This window comes from Streptomyces venezuelae (assembly GCF_008642355.1).
In the GTDB taxonomy this organism is placed as follows: domain Bacteria; phylum Actinomycetota; class Actinomycetes; order Streptomycetales; family Streptomycetaceae; genus Streptomyces; species Streptomyces venezuelae_B.
The window spans coordinates 1,655,666-1,674,322 of the sequence record NZ_CP029193.1; the positions used below are offsets into that span (position 1 = coordinate 1,655,666).

Below are 18,657 nucleotides of genomic sequence, written 5' to 3' on the forward strand. Positions count from 1 at the left end.
GAACACCCTTGTGTCAAGGGCGTGCGGCCTGCCGTCGCCGCGTTTCGGGGGTGGGCGAAACGGTTAAAGGGTTACGTTCAAGGCCAGTTGAGCGTGTCCACACTGATACGCATACGGCCGGACCCCTCTCAAGGTCCGGCCGCGGGCGTGAGATTGACGACTTTCGTTGACGAAAGCGGTCAGGTTCAGCCGATGAGCGACTCCAGCTCGACGTGGTCGAGACCGTGGGCCTCCGCGACCTCCTTGTAAACGACCTTGCCGTCATGCGTGTTGAGACCCAGCGCGAGGGCGTGGTCGCGGCGCAGCGCCTCGACCCAGCCGTTGTTCGCCAGGGACACGATGTACGGCATGGTCGCGTTGGTCAGCGCGTACGTCGACGTGTTGGGGACGGCGCCGGGCATGTTGGCGACGCAGTAGAAGACCGAGTTGTGGACCGGGAAGGTCGGCTCGGCGTGCGTGGTCGCGTGCGAGTCCTCGAAGCAGCCGCCCTGGTCGATCGCGATGTCGACAAGGACACTCCCGGGCTTCATGCGCGAGACGAGCTCGTTGGTGACCAGCTTCGGGGCCTTGGCGCCCGGGATGAGGACGGCGCCGATGACGAGGTCGGCCTCGAGGCAGGCCTTCTCCAGCTCGAAGGCGTTGGAGACGACGGTCTGGATCTTCGTGCCGAAGATCTTGTCGGCTTCCTTGAGCTTGTTGATGTCCTTGTCGAGCAGGGTCACGTGGAAGCCCATGCCGATGGCGATCTGCGCGGCGTTCCAGCCGGAGACGCCGCCGCCGATGACGACGGCCTTGCCCGCGGCCACACCGGGGACACCGCCCGGCAGGACGCCGCGGCCGCCGTTGGCGGCCATCAGGTGGTAGGCGCCGACCTGCGGGGCCAGGCGGCCAGCGACCTCGGACATCGGGGCGAGCAGCGGGAGCGCGCGGTTGGCGGTCTCGACCGTCTCGTACGCGATGGCGGTGGTGCCCGACTCCAGGAGCGCGTCCGTGCACTCCTTGGACGCGGCCAGGTGCAGGTAGGTGAAGAGGGTCTGGTCCTTGCGGAGTCGGTGGTACTCCTCCGCGATGGGCTCCTTGACCTTCAGGAGCAGGTCCGCGGTGGCCCAGACCTCATCGGCGGTGTCCAGGATCTTGGCGCCCGCCGAGACGTACTCGGCGTCCGTGATCGAGGAGCCGACGCCGGCGTTCCGCTCGATGACGACCTCGCGGCCGTGGCGCACGAGCTCGTGCACACCGGCGGGGGTGATGGCCACCCGGAACTCGTTGTTCTTGACCTCGCGGGGGATGCCGACCTTCATCGTCGATCACGGTCCTTGGCTCAGGGGATTTTTCGGGCAATGCAACGCATACCGGTACGCGTGGGGGCGCAGCGGGAAACACCGCAGAGGTACGCGGCGGAGCCAGTCTAATGAAGGATTTCTCGCTGTCTAGCCTTTCAATACTTCAATCTTCTGTCGAAGCACTACGGATTTCGTAGGCGGAAGGGGCTGCTCCACCGTTCGTTTCAAGCCTCGCGGACTGCGGGAGCTCCTCTCCCAGCATGCGCTCGGCCGCACCGCGGTGCAGCCGGGCGGCCGCCGGGTCGCCGAGCCGCTCCAGGGTGTCGGCGAGCCGGAGCTGCAGCGCCGCCTGAAGGCGTACGTCCTCGGCGTGCCGCGCGAGCTCGACGGCCTCCTGGCAGGTCCTCAGCGACTCCTCGGGCCGTCCCGCGTACTCCTGCACGCGGGCCATCTCGCTCAACGCCCGTGCCTGGGCGGCCACATCGCCGCTCCGGCGGTACCCGGTGACGGCCGAGCTCCAGTTGCGCAGCGCCTCTCCGTAGCGCCCCGCGTAGGTGTGCGCCGCGCCGATCCGGCCGTACAGCCGGGCGGCGTCCGTGCGCTCCCCGCGGGCCAGGCGCTGGGCCAGAGCCCTGCCGAACCAGTCGGAGGCCCGCGACCAGTCCCCCAGTTCCTGGTAGGCGCCGCCTACGGATTCCATCGCGCGTCCGGTCGCGTACGGATCACCGGCCGCGCGTCCCGCGTCCAGCGCCGCCCGGTAGCGGGCGAGCGCGTCGCGCGTACGTCCCGTCTGCGCGTCCAGATCCGCCAGGTTCAGCAGCGCCGCGGCCTGCTCGCGCGGCAGGTTCCGCCGCTCGGCGACGTCGAGGACGAGCCGGTGGATGCCGTACAGCTCCGGGGCGGCGTCCTCGGTGCCGCGGTGTGCCACCAAAGCTCTGACCAGGGCGGCCATCAGGCGCCGGGCGAGGGTGTCGAGCTCGCCGTCGGCCACCGCGAGGCGTGCGGCGGCGAGCAGCGCGGGCCGGCGGATGCGCAGCCACTCGGCGGCCGCCCGCGGTCCCGGGAAGCGCAGGGCGCGCGGCATCCCGGCGAGTTTCCTGCGGGCCGCGGAGGCGTCCGGTTCCGTGACGGCCCGGCAGGACTGGAGCAGGCGCACGGTCCGCTCCAGCATGCGGGCGCGGGCCAGCTGGATCTCGGCGGGGCGGTCCTGGCTCTCGGTGCGGGCCTTCAGGAGCGGTACAAGGCAGCCCGGCACCTCGTACTGCGGCAGCGGGGATTCGACGGCGCGCACGAGCCCGAGGGCGACGAAGTCGTCGAGGGTGGTCCTGGCCGCGGAGACCGAGCAGCCCGCGAGCGCGGACGCGGTGTGCGGGTCGACGTGTCCTGCCGGGGCGAGGGAGAGGAACCGCAGTATCCGGGCGGGGGGCCCGGGCAGCGAGGCGTAGGTGTGAGCGAAGACACGGGCGAGGGGCGAGCCCTCGTCCGGCATGTCGTGGATCTGCTTGGCCAGATCGGCGACGGCCGCCTTGGGCCGGCTTCCGAGCCAGCCGCCGGCGAGGACGAGCGCCGCCGGGTGGGCCGCGCACGCCTCGACGAGGGACTCGGCGGAGCGCGGGTCCACGGTGATGCGGACCGGTCCGGCGGCGCGCGCGAGGAGCTCGACGGCGGCGGCCTTGTCGAGGCCGCCGAGTGTGCAGGGCCGCACGTCGGGGATGCCGGTGAGCGGGCCCTCGGCCACCGCGACGACCAGGCAGTCCGGGGTGTCGGGAAGGAGCGGGTCGACCTGCTCGGCGTCCGTGGCGTCGTCGAGCAGGAGCAGCGCCCTGCGTGCGGAGAGCGCGTCCCGGAGGATGCCGGTGAGGTCGTCCTCGGCGGCTCCGGGGGGTGCGGGCACGCCGAGCGCGTCCAGGAGTTCGCGGGCGGTGCGTTCGGTGGGCACCCGGCTGCCGTCGGGGTCCGTGAGGCGGGCGCGCAGCACGGCGTCGGGGTAGTCGTCGGCGAGCTGCCGGGCGAGTTCCTCGGCGAGCGAGGTGCGTCCTGAGCCGGGGCGGCCCGCGACGAGCAGGACGCGCGCGCGGGGCGCCTTGCGGCCCGAGAGGGTGTCGAGGCCCGCGCGGTCGATGTCCGCGCGGAGTTCCTTCAATTCACGGCGTCTGCCGACGAACTGACCCCTTGTCGGTTCCAGGGCACTCGCGGGCGGCGGCACGGCGCCGCCCGCCGTCGCACCGTCCGTGTCGACCGCCTGATCCGTCACGGGCCACGCTCCCGTCCGCCTGCGCACGAACCCGCCGGGACTCCGGGCGGGACGCTTTCAGAGCCTAGTTCAGGCCCTGCGGCGGTTCCGGCCGCACGGCGCGCACAAGTCGCCCGATCGGATCAGTGGATCGTCATATCGGAACCCGTGCGTGCTCCAGCGGGGCCTACGCGTCGAAGGGGCGGGCGGGCCAGGGCGCCTCGGCCGGGCGCAACGCGTCGAGGCCGTCGCCGTTCTGGGCGGCGACCAGTGACAGCACGCCGACGACCAGGCAGTTGTTGTGCAGCTCACCGGCGAGCACGCCGCGGACGAGCTCGTCGAGTGGCACCCGGGCGAGTTCCATGTCGGACTCCTCCTCCTCGACCGCGAAGCGCTCCCCCTCGGCCTCGGACAGATCACGGGCGAGGAAGATCCGCACGGCTTCGTCGCAGCCGCCGGGGGTGGTGTAGACGTCGGTGAGGACACGCCAGTCCTCGGCCTTGACGTGCGCCTCTTCGTAGAGCTCGCGCTGGGCGGCGTGCAGCGGGTTCTCGCCGGGGACGTCGAGGAGGCCCGCGGGGATCTCCCAGAGCTTGTGGCGGACCGGGTGGCGGTACTGGCGGATGACCAGGACGCGGCCCGTGTCGTCCAGGGCGAGGACGGCCACCGAGCCGGGGTGGACCTGGTAGTCGCGGCGGACGACCGAGCCGTCGGGCATGACCACGTCGTCGGTGCGGACGGAGGTCTTGTTCCCGACGAACGGGGTGTCCGTCGCCGTGACCTGCCACTCCTCGGCGGTGTCCTTGATCGTCATGTCGCCCTGTCCTCCCACACGTGCAAAAAGAAACCGGGGTGCGCGTCCCCTCGGACACGCACCCCGGCAACCGTACCGCTCCGGTGTTACTTGCCGGACTTGCCTCCGGACTTCTGCCGGCCCTGCTGGCGCTCGACGGCGGCCTTCACCAGACCCGCGAAGAGCGGGTGCGGGCGGGTCGGCCGGGAGCGCAGCTCCGGGTGGGCCTGCGTGGCGACCAGGTAGGGGTGGACCTCGCGCGGGTACTCGACGTACTCGACGAGCTTGCCGTCCGGGGAGGTGCCGGAGAACAGGATCCCGGCCTTCTTCTCCAGGTCCGCGCGGTAGGCGTTGTTCACCTCGTAGCGGTGGCGGTGGCGCTCCTCGACGTACTCCTTGCCCTCGTACACCTCGCGCACGATGGAGCCCTCGGCGAGCTTGGCGGGGTACATGCCCAGGCGCATCGTGCCGCCCATGTCGCCCTCACCGGCGACGATGTCGAGCTGCTCGGCCATGGTGGAGATCACCGGGTGGCCGGTGGCCGCGTCGAACTCCGTGGAGTTGGCGTCGGGGATGTCCGCGAGGTTGCGGGCGGCCTCGATGACGATGCACTGCAGGCCGAGGCAGATGCCGAGCAGCGGCACCTTGTTCTCGCGGGCGTACTGGATCGCGCCGACCTTGCCGGAGACACCGCGGTCGCCGAAGCCGCCGGGGATCAGGATCGCGTCGCAGTCGGCGAGCTGCTTCTTGGCGCCGGCCGGGGTCTTGCAGTCGTCCGAGGTGACCCACTTGACCTTGACGCGGGCCTTGTTGGCGAAGCCGCCGGCGCGCATGGCCTCGGTGATGGAGAGGTAGGCGTCGGGCAGGTCGATGTACTTGCCGACGAGCGCGACGGTGACCTCGTGCTGCGGGTTGTGCACGCGGTCGAGCAGGTCGTCCCACTGCGTCCAGTCGACGTCGCGGAACGGCAGGTCGAGCTTGCGCACCACGTAGGCGTCGAGGCCCTCGGTGTGCAGCACCTTCGGGATGTCGTAGATCGACTTGGCGTCGATGGCGGCGACCACGGCGGCCTCGTCGACGTCGCACATCAGCGAGATCTTGCGCTTGATGGCGGTCGGCACCTCGCGGTCGGCGCGCAGGACGATGGCGTCCGGCTGGATGCCGATGTTGCGCAGCGCGGCGACGGAGTGCTGGGTCGGCTTGGTCTTCAGCTCGCCGGACGGGCCGATGTAGGGCAGCAGCGAGATGTGCACCACGAAGACGTTGTCGCGGCCGACCTCGTGGCGGACCTGGCGAACGGTCTCCAGGAACGGCAGCGACTCGATGTCGCCGACCGTGCCGCCGACCTCGGTGATGACGACGTCGACGTCGTCGGTCGCCATGCGGCGGATGCGGTGCTTGATCTCGTTGGTGATGTGCGGGATGACCTGCACGGTGTCGCCGAGGTACTCGCCGCGCCGCTCCTTGGCGATCACCTGGGAGTAGACCTGGCCGGTGGTGACGTTCGCCGAGCCGTCGAGGTCGACGTCGAGGAAGCGCTCGTAGTGGCCGATGTCCAGGTCGGTCTCGGCGCCGTCGTTCGTGACGAACACCTCACCGTGCTGGAAGGGGTTCATCGTGCCGGGGTCGACGTTCAGGTACGGGTCGAGCTTCTGCATGGTGACGCGCAGTCCGCGCGCCTTGAGGAGCGCACCCAGGCTGGAGGCAGTCAGACCCTTGCCGAGGGAAGAGGCGACACCCCCGGTGACGAAGATGTGCTTGGTCGTCGGGGATTTGGGCTGCATGGCCAAAGGGGGGCTCCCGTGGTCGCGGTCTGGAGGGTGCGTACCGGCGCTCCCGCCTGAGGTTCGGGGAGGTGCCGTCGCTGCGGTTCGGGGGTTCTATGACCACCGGCTCACGGGCTACCAGGGTATCAGCGACCGACCGAGCCCGCGTCCGGCCACGCTCCGCCACCGTGCGCACACAGGCCGGTCACCAGACCCGCACGCCCCCAGTTTTCCCCGCCGCACCGCCTCTCACCTGCCGCTCACCCGTTCGGCGGCGCCTCGTTGCCGGGAGGGGCGCGCAGATCACTAAGGTGCGTCGTATCCTGCTCGGACAATCGCTGCCGAGCCCATCCGGCACACGGCACCATCCCGCCTTGACCCCGGAACAAGCGCTCGTCGACGATCACTTGACCGCTGATCTGTAAGCGCCCCGCGGGGCGAACGTGGCCGTTCGACTGGAGATAGACGTGGCCGGGCGCATCGAGGACTACGCACTCATCGGAGACATGCAGACCGCAGCCCTGGTCTGCCGGGACGGCACAGTCGACTGGCTGTGCCTGCCCCGCTTCGATTCCCACGCCATTTTTGCCGGCCTGCTGGGCACCGAGGAGCACGGCTTCTGGCGCCTTGGGCCCGCACACGAACCGGACGCGCAGCCACCCACTGCCGCGCGCCGCAGCTACCGCGGCGACTCCCTGGTGCTCGAATCCGAGTGGGACACGAAACGCGGAACCGTCCGCGTGATCGATTTCATGCCTCCGCGCGACACCGACGCGCCGCAGCTGGTGCGGATCGTCGAGGGTGTCAGCGGCCGGGTGCCCATGCGCTCGGCCCTGCGGATGCGTTTCAGCTACGGCCGTGTGGTGCCCTGGGTGCACAAGGTCGACGGGCGCACCGTGGCCGTCGCGGGCCCCGACTCGGTCTGGCACGACACCGAGGCCGAGACCTACGGCAAGGACCTGACGACGTACTCCGACTTCACCGTCTCCCCCGGTGAGCGGATCGCGTTCACCATCTCCTGGCAGCCCTCCCACAAGGACCAGCCCGCGCTGCCCGAGCCCGAGAACGCGCTCGCCGCCACGGAGGAGTTCTGGCGGGAGTGGGTCGACCACTGCACGTACCACGGCCCGTACCGCGAGGCCGTGGTCCGCTCGCTGATCACGCTCAAGGCGCTCACGTACGCGCCGACCGGTGGCATCGTCGCGGCGCCGACCACCTCGCTGCCCGAGGACGTGGGCGGCTCCCGCAACTGGGACTACCGCTTCACCTGGCTGCGCGACGCGGCGATCACGCTCTCCTCGCTGCTGCGCACCGGATACCGCGAGGAGGCCCGCGCGTGGCGCGAGTGGCTGCTGCGGGCGGTCGCGGGCGACCCGGAGAACCTGCAGATCATGTACGGCATCGCGGGCGAGCGCGAGCTCGGCGAGACGGAGCTGGACTGGCTGCCGGGGTACGAGAACTCGCAGCCGGTCCGGGCGGGCAACGGCGCGGCCGGCCAGCTGCAGCTCGACGTGTACGGCGAGGTGACCGAGGCGCTGCACCTGGCGCACATGACGGGCCTGGCCCGCAACGACTACGCGTCACTCCTCCAGCTCAAGCTGATCAAGTATCTCGAGGACCACTGGGACGAGCCGGACGAGGGCATCTGGGAGGTGCGCGGTCCGCGCCGCCACTTCGTTCACTCGAAGGTGATGGCGTGGGTCGCGGTGGACCGCACCATCAAGCTCATCGAGTCCGGTGACGCGGACGGCCCGCTGGAGGAGTGGCGCAAACTGCGCGACGACATCCACCGGGACGTGTGCGAGAAGGGTTACGACAAGGAGCGGAACACCTTCACGCAGTCGTACGGCTCGAAGGAGCTGGACGCCTCACTGCTGCTGATTCCGCAGATGGGCTTCCTGCCGCCGGACGACAAGCGCGTCATCGGCACGATCGAGGCGATCCAGCGGGAGCTCTCGACCTCGGACGGGTTCATCCTGCGCTACCCGACGTCCGGCGACGAGGAGAACCTGGACGGCCTGGAGGGCGACGAGGGCGCGTTCCTCGCCTGCTCGTTCTGGATGGCCGACGACCTCGCGATGATCGGCCGGGTCGACGAGGCCCGCAAGCTCTTCGAGAAGCTCCTCGCCCTCCGCAACGACCTGGGTCTGCTCGCCGAGGAGTGGGACCCGCGCCTCCAGCGGCAGGTCGGCAACTTCCCGCAGGCGTTCAGCCACGTGCCGCTGATCGACACGGCGCTGCGGCTGACGGCCTCGGGGGCTTACGGGGGCTAGCGCCTTCGGCACCCGGCACCCGGCACCCCCGCTCCCTGTGGCGTACGTCACAGGGAGCGGGGGTGTCCGCAATTGCCGCGCCGATGCGTCGAGTTGCCGGGCCGCCGTCACCGGGGACCGGCCCTGTGATCGTCCGGAGATGTTCGCCGGACGTGCGCCCCGGTAGCGTCCGCGCCATGGACAGTCAGGGCACTCAGGGCGGCATCACGGTGCAGCGCGCGCTGGAACTTCCGGGGCTGCGCGGCGGGCTCCCCGAGGTCGTCGCGGGCGCGGAGCGGCTCCAGCGGACCGTGCGGTGGGTGCACGCGGGCGAGGTGCCCAACATCGCCTCGCTGCTCAAGGGCGGCGAGCTGCTGCTCACCACGGGCCTCGGGCTCGGTGCCCGCCCCGCCGAGCAGCGCGCCTTCGTGCGCGACCTCGCCGAGCGGGGCATCGCGGCGCTCGTCGTCGAACTGGGCCCACGCTTCGCACGGCTGCCCGCGGCGATCGTGGAGACGGCGCGCTCGGCGGGTCTGCCGCTGGTGCAGCTGCACCGGGAGGTGCCGTTCGTGACGGTCACCGAGGAAGTGCACACCGAGATCGTCAACGGCCACTACGCGCTCCTCCAGCAGGCCGAGGAGGTGCACAGGCGCTGCACGGAGGCGCTGCTCGGCGGGGGCGGCACGCCGCAGGTGCTCGGGATCCTCGCGGAGTTCAGCGGCAACCCGGTGTTCCTGGAGACGGCGGACGGCCAGCTCCTGTACGCCGCCGGAGCGGGCACCGAGTGCGCGGACCCGCTCCAGGTGTGGGAGGGGCTGCGGGGGCGCGCCGCAGACCGGGAGGGCCCGCCCGCGAGCGCGGTCATCGTCGACGTGCCGGGCGGGGGTCCTGGCGCGGGGTCGGTGCGGGCCAGGCTCGTCCTGCTCGCCGTGGAGTCGGCGCCGCTGCCGGTGCACCGCATCGCCGCGGAACGGGCGGCGAGCAGCCTCGCGGTGGTCCTGATGCAGGCCCGCCAGGAGGAGGAGCTCGCCGCGCGCGGTCGCGGGGACTTCCTCACCGACCTCGCGGAGGGCCGCATCGCCGCCGAGGACGCTCCCGCGCAGGCCCGTGTGCTCGGTTTCCGGCCCGGGTCGGCCGACAGCCCGCTGCTGCCGGTGGTGATGCGGCTCGCCGACGGCCTGCCGACCGGCGGCGGGTGGGCGGTCCTGGCGCGGGCGGTCGCGGAGGAGCTGGCTTCGGTGGGGGTGCCCGCGCTGCTCGGCGTACGTCCCGTGGAGGGGCGGGTGCCGCTGCTGCTCGGTCTGCGCACGGAGTCGGAGCGGACGGCGGTGGCGGACCGGGTCGCCGCCGCGCTGCGCGCCGGTGTCGAGCGGGCGGGGATGCAGCGGCCGGGGGCGCAGCCGCCCGTGGTGGTGGTCGGGGTCGCGGGCGGCTGGGCGGCGGCGTCGGCGGGACTGCGGCACGCGGCGGAGACGGCGACGGCGGCGCAGGGGCTCTCCGACCGGCCCTGGTACGACGCGCGGCGGCTCGACATCGACCTGCTGCTGTGGCGGTTGCACCGGCACGACGAGGACGGGGTCCTCGCGGCGTTCGTGGACCGCGCGATCGGCCCGCTGCGCGCCCACGACCAGCGGTCCAAGCCGCCGCTGCTGCCGACGCTGCAGACGTATCTGGCGCACGCGGGACGCAAGGCGGAGACCGCGCGCGAACTGCATCTGAACCGGCAGACCCTGTACAACCGGCTCGCGAGGATCAGCGAGTTGCTGGGCACGGATCTCGACGACCCGCAGACGGTGCTCGCGTTGAGCCTGGCGCTGCGGGCGCGCCGGCACGTGGCGTAGCCCGTGAGCAGGGCCGTGGTGCCTCAGGTGTACGGGAGGGGCTGGGTCAACTCGTCGTAGACGCTGAGGACTTGAGTGACCGTTTCGTCCTCGGTCGGCCACGTGGCGGCCTGGGCCGCGCCCCTGTCCCTGAGTTCCGCCCGGCGCACGGGGTCGGCGAGGAGGCGTGCGACGGCCGTGGCGAGGGCTTCCGCGTCGCCGTACGCGACGAGTTCGGCGGCGTCGCCGACGAGTTCGGGGATGCCGCCGACCGCGGTCGCCACGAGCGGCACGCGCGCGTGGAGCGCTTCCTGGGCGAGCACGGAGCGGGACTCCCAGCTGCTGGGCAGCACGGCGAGGTCGGCGGCGGCGAGGAGCTCGGGGACGTCGTCGCGGCGCCCGACGAGCCGGACCGGCAGCAGCTCCTCCTCGATGCGGCGCTGCAGGGCGGCTCGTTCGGGCCCCTCCCCCGCGACGACGAGCAGCGGCAGCGGGTCCAGATGGCGCCACGCGCGCGTGGCGTCGAGCAGGACGTCGTAGCCGCCGTTCCGTTCGAGGGCGCCCACCGCGAGGATCAACGGCCGGTCCACGGCGCCGACTTCGGCACGCGCCTTGTGGAGGAAGCCGTCGGGTTCCTCGGTGGGCCGCGGGCGGCGCGGCGCGGGCAGGGCGACGGCGGCGAGGCGGGCGTCGCGTGCGCCTCTGCTGCGGGCCCGGTCGACCAGGTCGGACGAGGTGCCGAGGACGACGGCCGCGGTCTTGGCGACGCGCCGCTCCAGGAGGCGCAGCAGGCGGGCGCGGGCGCCCTCCGCCTGTGCGCGGGTGTGCCAGGTGACGACGAGGGGGACGCGGCGCCCGGTGAGCGCGAGAGAGGCACGGAGGGCCGCGTGCAGGCCGTGCGCGTGCACGAGGTCGGCGTCGGCGCAGGCGGCGCGGAGGGCGGCGACGGAGGCGGGGTCGCCGCTGCGGGGCACGGGGATGTGGCGGGCGCCGGCGCCGGTGAAGTCGTAGGTGCGGGCGGCCTCGTCGGGGGCGCAGACGGTGACCCGGAGGCCCCGGGCGCTGAGTCCCGCGGCCAGCGATCTGACGTGCGCGCTGCTGCCCGCGCTGCCACCTCCGAGGACCTGAACGGTGTGCAGCGGCGTCTGTCCGTGCGGCGAGTGGCTGCTCACGTGGCTCACGTGGCGGGGGCTCCTGGGTCTGCGTCGGTGGGTGCTCGGACGGGTACTCGGGCAGATGCTGCGCCAAGGATGCCAGGAGGCACGGGCGTTCCGGCACTGCCGAAAGGTCACTTCCGCATTTGGCGGGGCAACTCCGCGGGCGGGATCACCCACACGGGGGAGAGATATGGGAGGTTGCGGACACCTCGCGGGGGACTCGCCTAGAACGGATGCCCGAACGGGGCGTCCTGGACGGGGTCGTACACCGCGCGCAGCCAGGGTTCGCGGACGGCGGGCAGCCGGGCCAGCGTATGGAGGAAGACGTGCCGGTCGGCCGCGAAGAGGCGGACCGGGCGCAGCGGCAGCGGATCGTCGCGGTAGACCCCGTCGGGCAGCCCGCCTGTCGCCGGGACCGGCAACGGCTCGCGCGGGAAGGCCACATGGAGCCACACGTCCGCTTCGAGCGGCACGACCGCGGCCGCGCGGTCCGACGGCTGCCACACCTCACCCGTCCGCGGATGCCTGGGCACCAGGGCGATGTCGGTGGCCCCCAAGGCCGCCGGAAGACCGGGCCCGGCCGGAACGAGCCGCCGCGTCGCGGGCCCCGAGGGAAGCAGCGCGTCGAGAGCGCGGCCGAACGTGTCCGTGAGGATCCCGTCGGGCAGACCCACCGGCGCGCCCCCCGACGCCGCCAGCACGTGTGCCAGCGCAGCCCCGACCGCCGCCTCCCACCGGGCGTCCCACCCCCCGCACGGCTCGACCGGCGGGGCCGCCCGGTACTCCCGGGCGAGGGCGTCCCAGTCGGCGCCGCGGTCCGCGGAACGCACGTCGCCGTCGTGCTCGGGCACGCGGCGGACGGCGTCCGGAACGAACCACACCGCCTGCCACAGCGAACAGTCGTCGATACGGGTCGCCACCGCGCTCCCGCACCGCGCGCACGCCAGGTTCGGGCCGTCCCGCCCGTCGAGTCCGATGCAGTAGCCGTCGCACCGCTCGGGGATCAGGACGGTGCCGCGGGTGTCCCCCGGCGCGACCACGACCGCGCCCGGAGCGCCGAAGGAGAGCCGGTGCACGGGCGCGAACACGCCGCGCTCGGCCGCCGCCTCGGCCCCGACCTCGCTCCAGGGCCGGAAGGGCGGCCCGGAGGGCTCCGGGTCGACGGCGTAGGTGCCGGACTCCATGAGCGCGGGGAGCAGATCGTGTCCGTACGTCTGACGAGCCCGTACGGGAAGCGCGACCCGTTCGACGGGCCGGGTGAGCACGGCATCGCACCGCACGCACGCGAACACGACCACGCCCGTCCCCCCGGTCCCACCCCTTGTGCGCCCCGGTCCCAAACCCCCCGCGCCCCCGAACCGTCAGACCCTAACCCGCCGCAACGATCACGATCCAACCCTTTTGTCCGCGTACGCCGCCACAGCCACCAGCGCCGCCGCGTGCGCGGCGAGACCCTTGCGGCCGTTGCCCGCGGCCATGGCCGCGCCGAGGGCCGCGCCCAGAGCGTGCGCGCCCGTGTCGCCGAGCATCGTGCGCTCGCCGATGTCGTCGGGCAGGACGGCGGCCGCGGCCCCCATGGACGCGGCGGCGACGACCGCGCCCGGCCCCTTGCGCAGCAGCCCCGGCGCAGCAAGCGCGAGCACGGCCGCCCCGGCCTGCCCCGGACGGACGTCCACGAGGTTCACGAGGTGGGCGGTGCCCGCGATGACCACGCCCGCGAGGACCCTGTCCACGGGCCGTTCCTTCAGGAGGGCCCCGGCGGCGAGTCCCGCCGCGGAGATGCCGAAGAGCTTCACGGCGCCGCTGGTGAGCTCGCCGTTCCGCAGCGCCCCGAGGTGCGCGCGGAACCCGCGGCGCGGGTCCCCGGCCCCCGCCACGTCGTCGTAGCCCCCGCAGGCACCGGCGCCGAGCACGGCAAGCACGGCGGCCACACGCGCCCTCGCGGGCAGCGCGGCGACACCGGCGGCCGCTCCGACGGCAACGGCGGGCCCGGCGTACAGGCCGACGCTCCTGCCCGCGTAGTTCTTCCGTGTCCACCGCTCGGCCCCACCGGGCGCTAGGGACCGCAGCGCGGCGGTCCCGGCACGGGTGGCGGCAGCGGCGACGGCCGCGGCGCCCAGCCGTGCCCCGAGCTTCCGTTCGATCATGCGATCACCCTATGGGGCGCCCCCGTACGCCCTACGTCACCCGGGCCCGGTCACCCGTCGCCCCGAGCTGTCGCGAGCAGCTCCTCCGCGTGGGCGCGGGCCGTCTCCGAGTCCTCCTGTCCCGCCAGCATGCGCGACAGTTCGCGCACCCGGTCCTCGCCCTCCAGGACCTGCACTCCGGAGCGCGTCACCATGCCGTCGTTGGTCTTCTCCACGAGCAGCTGGCGGTCGGCGAAGGCCGCGACCTGCGGGAGGTGGGTGACGACCACGACCTGCGCCGACTTGGCGAGGCGTGCGAGGCGCCGGCCGATCTCGACCGCCGCCTTGCCGCCGACGCCCGCGTCGACCTCGTCGAAGAGGTACGTCGGGACGGGGTCCGTGCCCGCGAAGACCACCTCGACGGCGAGCATCACGCGCGACAGCTCACCGCCCGACGCACCCTTGGCGATGGGCCGGGGCGGGGCCCCGGGGTGCGGGGCGAGCAGCAGCTCCACCTCGTCGACGCCCGCGGGCCCGTACGCCACGGTGCGGCCGTCGACCTCCACGCCGTCCGCGCCCTCCGGGACCTCCGTGCTGCTGATGGCGATCGACACGCGCGCGTGGGGCATCGCCAGCGAGGCGAGCTCCTCGGTGACCGCCGCGGCGAACCGCGTGGCCGCCTCCTGACGGGCGTCGGTCAGCGCCTGCGCGAGCCCGGCGAGTTCGGCGCGCAGCGCGTCACGCTCGGCGGTCAGCTCCCCGAGCCGGTCGTCGTCGCCCTCCAGTTCCGTGAGACGCGCCGCGCCCTCCTCCGCCCACGCGAGGACGGCGTCGATGTCCTCGCCGTACTTCCTGGTGAGCTGCGTCAGCGCGGCCCTGCGCTCCTCGACCGCGGCGAGCCGCAGCGGGTCGGCGTCCAGGTCGTCGGCGTACCCGGCGAGCTCGCCCGCCACGTCGCCGAGCAGGATGCCGATCTCGCCGAGGCGGTCGGCGAGCGCGGACAGGGCGGGATCGTGGGAACGTACGGCATCAAGGGCCCGTGAGGCGCCCGCGACCAGCGTCGAGGCGTCCACGACCTCGGGGTCCTCGGGGTTGCCCGCGAGCGCGGCGTGCGCGGCCGTGGCGGCGGAGGCGAGCGCCTCCGCGTGGCCGAGCCGCTCGGCCTCGGCGGCGAGTTCGGTGTCCTCGCCCGCACGCGGTTCGACGCCCGCGATCTCCTCCAGGCCGAAGCGCAGCAGATCCGCTTCCTGGGCGCGCTCCCGCGCGCGGGTGGTGATCTCCTCGACCTCGGTCGTGACGGCCCGCAGCCTGCGGTACGCGGCCGTGTACTTGGTGAGCGGCACGGTGACGGCGTCGCCCGCGTACCGGTCGAGGGCGGCGCGCTGGCGGGCCGGTCTGAGGAGGCCCTGCTGGTCGGTCTGGCCGTGCACGGCGACGAGGTCGTCCGCGAGCTCGGACAGCAGGCCGACGGGCACGGAGCGCCCGCCGAGGTGCGCCCGTGAGCGGCCCTCCGCCGAGACGGTACGGCTGATCAGCAGCGCACCGTCGTCGAGCTCCGCCCCCGCCTCCTCGGCACGCACCACGGCCGGGGCGCCGGCGGGCACGGCGATGCGCCCCTCGACCACCGCCGACTTCGCGCCGATCCGCACCAGGGCGGGGTCGGCGCGCCCGCCGAGCAGCAGGCCAAGGCTGGTGACCACCATCGTCTTGCCCGCACCGGTCTCACCCGTCACGGCGGTGAAGCCCGGTGACAGCTCGACGACCGCGTCGTCGATGACTCCGAGCGACCGTATCCGCATCTCCTCCAACACGGACAAGACCTTACGAGGTCAGAGGGCCGGTGTGCGACGGGCCCCGCGCCCCTCCTGTGAAGACGCAGGTCGAAGCGGCGCGCAGGAATCGGCTGTCACCCGCCGGAGTGGGCCCCTGGAACAGGCGACCAGCACGCCGCGCCAGGGGGTGGGGCTATCCCCCGCAAGATCCACCGGTTCTCCACATGGTTCCGCTCCCCGCCCGGCGAGACCATGATCCACATGGCAACTGGACTGGCCCGAGCGGCCCTGCGCGCGCACCGCCCCGCCTTCGTGGGGACGGCGGTGGCCGCACTCTTCGCGGCGACCGTGGTGAGCGCGTCGACGATGATGCTCGGCACGACGAGCACGGACCGGAGCGACGTCTCGGCGGCGGCCCGCAGACAGATCACGGAGAACGGCGTGGGCGACATGGCCGTCGTCCTGCTGATCGGTTCGGTCTACATGTCGATATTCGTGGTCGTGTCGACGATGGGCACGGCCGTCGCGCAGCAGCACCGCGAGCTGGCGACGGTGCGCTCCATCGGCGCCAGACCCCGCCAGATCCGCCGCGCGGTGGCCGCGCAGGCGCTGGCGGCCTCGCTTCCCGCGGCCCTCGTCGGCTTCGTGCTCGGCGGCGTGGGCGCCCGGTGGTGGCACGCCGGAATGGTCGACCACGGGCTGCTCCCCGCCGAGGCCGACTTCCGTTTCAGCTGGGTCGCCCTGCCGGTGTGCCTCGGCGTGGCCGTGGTGACGACGACGCTCGCCGCGCTGCTGTCCGCGCTCCGGTTCTCCCTGCTCCGCCCGGCCCGCGCCCTGAGCGAGGCGGCGACGGGCCGCCGCGGCCTGGGCCTGCTCCGCGCACCGCTCGGCGTCCTGGCAGTGGCTGCCGCCTGCACCGTCGCGGTGCTCCTGTCCTCCCAACCGGCGGAGGAGGCGGGCGAGGGCGCGTTTTTGGTCCTCATCCTCTTCTGCGTGGGCGCGGGCCTGCTCGGTCCACGCATCATCGGCCCCGCGGCCTGGCTGGTCTCGTCGGTGGTCGGCCGGTTCGGCCCGAGCGCACGCCTGGCGATGCTCAACGTCCGCTCCCAGCCGCGCCGCTTCTCCGCCGCGGTGGTCCCGCTCGTCCTGGTCGTGGGCTTCGGCCTCACCAAGATCGGCATGCACACGACGGCCCAGCACCACACGGGTTCGGCGGGCGACCGGGGCGAGGTCTGGCTCGACTACGTGGGCACGGGCCTGTACGCGGGCTTCGCCGCCATAGCCGCGGCGAACACCCTCGCGATGATCTCCTTCGAACGCCGCCGCGACGTCGCGCTGCTGCGGGTCGTCGGCAGCCGCCGCGCCCAGGTCGGCGCGATGGCGGCGTGGGAGGCGGTGGTGGTGGCGGGAACGGCGCTGCTCCTGGGCACGGCGATCGCCCTGGGCACGCTGGCCCCCATCCTCAGCACGGCCTTCGGATCGGCACTCCCGTACATGCCGTGGCCGGTGCCGGCGGCGATAGCGACGGGCACCCTGCTCCTGACCCTCCTGGCAACGGGCGTCCCGGTCCGCGCTGCGATGCGCAGACGAGCGATCTCCGTGCTGAGCACCACGTGAAAGCGCCGGGGGCGAAGGCTGGCCAGGGCGCGGGGAACTGTGCGCCCGACCCCCACGCCCCGCACAGCACAACGCCCCCGGCCGGGCCCCGCACCATGAACCTACTGAGGAGCCCCCCGCCACCCGGAGACCGGCAACGCGAACTTGGCGACAAGTCGATCAGTGAACGAAGCGTGATGCAGCCGAGCGAGCCGCACCGGCACCGCACCCCGCCGCACCTCGACCCGCGCCCCCGAGGGCAGCTCGAGAGTCCGCCGCCCGTCACACCACAGCACCCCGTGCGGCGTATGCGGCTGGACCTCGACGGCGAGCACGGAGTCCGGCGACGTCACGAGCGGCTTCGCGAAGAGCGCGTGCGCGCTGATGGGCACCATGAGCAGCGCCTCGACCTCCGGCCACACCACGGGCCCACCCGCGGAGAACGCGTACGCCGTGGACCCCGTGGGCGTCGCGCAGACGATGCCGTCGCAGCCGAACCCCGTGACGGGCCGCCCGTCGATCTCCAGGACGACTTCGAGCATCCGCTCGGGCGACACCTTCTGCACCGCCGCCTCGTTCAGCGCCCAGTCGCGGTACACGACGTCACCGTTGCGGTGCACGACGACGTCGATCGTCATGCGCTCCTCGACCTCGTACGCCTTGGTGACCACCCGGTCGACGACCTTGTCGAGGTCGTCCCGCTCGGCCTCCGCGAGGAAGCCGACCCGCCCGAGGTTCACCCCGAGCATCGGCACCCCGGACGCCCGCGCGAACTCGGCGCCCCGCAGCAGCGTCCCGTCACCGCCGAGGACGACGATCAGCTCGCAGTCGTCGATGCAGTCGGCCGTGGCCTCCTCGACCGTCTCGACCTCGGCGGGCAGCGGCAGGTCCACCGCCTCCGCCTCCAGGACCCGCACGCCGAGGCCGCTGCGCAGCAGCCCCTGGACGACGAGTTCGGCGCTGCGGATGGCCGCGGGCCGCCCGGTGTGCGCGAGCAGGAAGACGGTACGAGCTCGGTTCTCGGTCACTCGGGTCTCGGTCAACGGGGCCCCTCCGCCACGGCACGGTCAACATCCGCCGGGTCCAGCTCATCGGCCCCGGCGCGCAGCCACAGAAAGTACTCGACGTTGCCGGAGGGCCCGGGCAGCGGGCTCGCGGTCACCCCGCGCACCCCGAGGCCGAGCCCCCACGCCTGCCGTGCCACGTTGCGCACGGCGTCCGCCCGCAGTTCGGCGCTGCGCACCACGCCGCCGCTGCCGAGCCGTTCCTTGCCGACCTCGAACTGCGGCTTGACCATGAGGACGAGGTCGGCGTCGGGCGCCGCGCACCGCACGAGGGCGGGCAGCACGAGGCCGAGCGGAATGAAGGAGAGGTCCCCGACGACCACGTCGACGGGGATCCCGTCGATCGCTTCGAGCGTCAACTCGCGTACGTTCGTGCGGTCCTTCACGGTGACCCGGTCGTCGCTCTGCAGCGACCAGGCGAGCTGGCCGTACCCGACGTCGACGGCGACGACGTGCGCGGCGCCCGCGCGCAGCAGCACGTCGGTGAAGCCGCCGGTGGACGCGCCCGCGTCCAGCGCGCGGCGCCCCTCGACCGTCAGCCCCTGCGGCCCGAAGGCGGTGAGGGCGCCCGCGAGTTTGTGCCCGCCGCGGGAGACGTAGTCGGGGTCGCTGTCGTCCTGCGTCACCACGATCGCGGCGGCCGTCTCGACCTGCGTCGCCGCCTTGGTCGCGACGGTCTTGCCGACCGCGACCCGGCCTGCGGCGATCAGCTGGCTCGCGTGCTCACGCGAGCGCGCGAGCTTCCTGCGGACGAGCTCGGCGTCGAGGCGGCGTCGTGCCACTCCTGCCACGTTC

General features: G+C 73.2%; 13 protein-coding genes. 3 read left to right on the forward strand and 10 right to left on the reverse strand.

Annotated features, from left to right (window positions below; all coding sequences use genetic code 11):
* Positions 1-185: 185 nt before the first annotated feature.
* The 4 genes from ald to DEJ47_RS07680 form a co-directional block, all read right to left on the reverse strand.
* Complete coding sequence (gene ald / locus DEJ47_RS07665) at positions 186-1,301, reverse strand: alanine dehydrogenase (RefSeq protein ID WP_150166206.1); 1,116 nt, start codon at positions 1,299-1,301, stop codon at positions 186-188.
* A 145-nt stretch (positions 1,302-1,446) separates the two neighbouring features.
* A complete protein-coding gene (locus DEJ47_RS07670) occupies positions 1,447-3,537 on the reverse strand; it encodes a tetratricopeptide repeat protein (protein WP_190415324.1) in 2,091 nt (696 codons plus the stop codon).
* A gap of 166 nt (positions 3,538-3,703) precedes the next feature.
* Positions 3,704-4,330: an NUDIX domain-containing protein gene (locus DEJ47_RS07675; RefSeq protein ID WP_150166208.1), complete on the reverse strand. Its 627-nt coding sequence runs from the start codon at positions 4,328-4,330 to the stop codon at positions 3,704-3,706.
* Between the two features lie 86 nt (positions 4,331-4,416).
* A complete protein-coding gene (locus tag DEJ47_RS07680; RefSeq protein ID WP_150166210.1) occupies positions 4,417-6,093 on the reverse strand; it encodes a CTP synthase in 1,677 nt (558 codons plus the stop codon).
* Positions 6,094-6,536: 443 nt separating this feature from the next.
* Between DEJ47_RS07680 and DEJ47_RS07685 the strand changes: the two genes are divergently transcribed.
* Both DEJ47_RS07685 and DEJ47_RS07690 read left to right on the forward strand, forming a co-directional pair.
* A complete protein-coding gene (locus DEJ47_RS07685; protein ID WP_150175487.1) occupies positions 6,537-8,348 on the forward strand; it encodes a glycoside hydrolase family 15 protein in 1,812 nt (603 codons plus the stop codon).
* Positions 8,349-8,524: 176 nt separating this feature from the next.
* The gene (locus DEJ47_RS07690) at positions 8,525-10,168 is read left to right on the forward strand and encodes a PucR family transcriptional regulator (protein ID WP_150166212.1); all 1,644 of its coding nucleotides are present in this window, start codon (positions 8,525-8,527) and stop codon (positions 10,166-10,168) included.
* 23 nt (positions 10,169-10,191) lie between these two features.
* On the opposite strand, the gene DEJ47_RS07695 is transcribed toward DEJ47_RS07690, so the two are convergent.
* The 4 genes from DEJ47_RS07695 to recN form a co-directional block, all read right to left on the reverse strand.
* Positions 10,192-11,328, reverse strand: coding sequence for a glycosyltransferase family 4 protein (locus tag DEJ47_RS07695; RefSeq protein WP_150166214.1), 1,137 nt, complete (start codon positions 11,326-11,328; stop codon positions 10,192-10,194).
* 200 nt (positions 11,329-11,528) lie between these two features.
* Positions 11,529-12,602 (reverse strand): hypothetical protein, encoded by a 1,074-nt coding sequence (locus DEJ47_RS07700; RefSeq protein WP_150166216.1) that lies wholly within the window; start codon positions 12,600-12,602, stop codon positions 11,529-11,531.
* A gap of 87 nt (positions 12,603-12,689) precedes the next feature.
* Positions 12,690-13,451, reverse strand: a complete 762-nt coding sequence (locus DEJ47_RS07705; protein ID WP_150166218.1) for a hypothetical protein — start codon at positions 13,449-13,451, stop codon at positions 12,690-12,692.
* Positions 13,452-13,501: 50 nt separating this feature from the next.
* Entirely contained in the window at positions 13,502-15,229 is a 1,728-nt protein-coding gene (gene recN, locus DEJ47_RS07710; protein WP_150175488.1) for a DNA repair protein RecN, read from the reverse strand.
* Between the two features lie 234 nt (positions 15,230-15,463).
* Between recN and DEJ47_RS07715 the strand changes: the two genes are divergently transcribed.
* Positions 15,464-16,819: an FtsX-like permease family protein gene (locus tag DEJ47_RS07715; protein WP_223828264.1), complete on the forward strand. Its 1,356-nt coding sequence runs from the start codon at positions 15,464-15,466 to the stop codon at positions 16,817-16,819.
* Between the two features lie 101 nt (positions 16,820-16,920).
* On the opposite strand, the gene DEJ47_RS07720 is transcribed toward DEJ47_RS07715, so the two are convergent.
* Both DEJ47_RS07720 and DEJ47_RS07725 read right to left on the reverse strand, forming a co-directional pair.
* Positions 16,921-17,826: an NAD kinase gene (locus DEJ47_RS07720; RefSeq protein ID WP_150175489.1), complete on the reverse strand. Its 906-nt coding sequence runs from the start codon at positions 17,824-17,826 to the stop codon at positions 16,921-16,923.
* An 11-nt stretch (positions 17,827-17,837) separates the two neighbouring features.
* On the reverse strand, positions 17,838-18,653 hold the full coding sequence (locus DEJ47_RS07725) for a TlyA family RNA methyltransferase (RefSeq protein ID WP_150166222.1): 816 nt from the start codon (positions 18,651-18,653) through the stop codon (positions 17,838-17,840).
* Positions 18,654-18,657 lie beyond the last annotated feature (4 nt).

Coding starts and splice junctions, on each gene's coding strand:
- ald (WP_150166206.1), bottom strand. CDS start 1,301: ATGAAGGTCGGCATCCCCCGCGAGGTCAAGAACAACGAGTTCCGGGTG.
- DEJ47_RS07675 (WP_150166208.1), bottom strand. CDS start 4,330: ATGACGATCAAGGACACCGCCGAGGAGTGGCAGGTCACGGCGACGGAC.
- DEJ47_RS07680 (WP_150166210.1), bottom strand. CDS start 6,093: ATGCAGCCCAAATCCCCGACGACCAAGCACATCTTCGTCACCGGGGGT.
- DEJ47_RS07690 (WP_150166212.1), top strand. CDS start 8,525: ATGGACAGTCAGGGCACTCAGGGCGGCATCACGGTGCAGCGCGCGCTG.
- DEJ47_RS07705 (WP_150166218.1), bottom strand. CDS start 13,451: ATGATCGAACGGAAGCTCGGGGCACGGCTGGGCGCCGCGGCCGTCGCC.
- recN (WP_150175488.1), bottom strand. CDS start 15,229: ATGCGGATACGGTCGCTCGGAGTCATCGACGACGCGGTCGTCGAGCTG.
- DEJ47_RS07715 (WP_223828264.1), top strand. CDS start 15,464: ATGGCAACTGGACTGGCCCGAGCGGCCCTGCGCGCGCACCGCCCCGCC.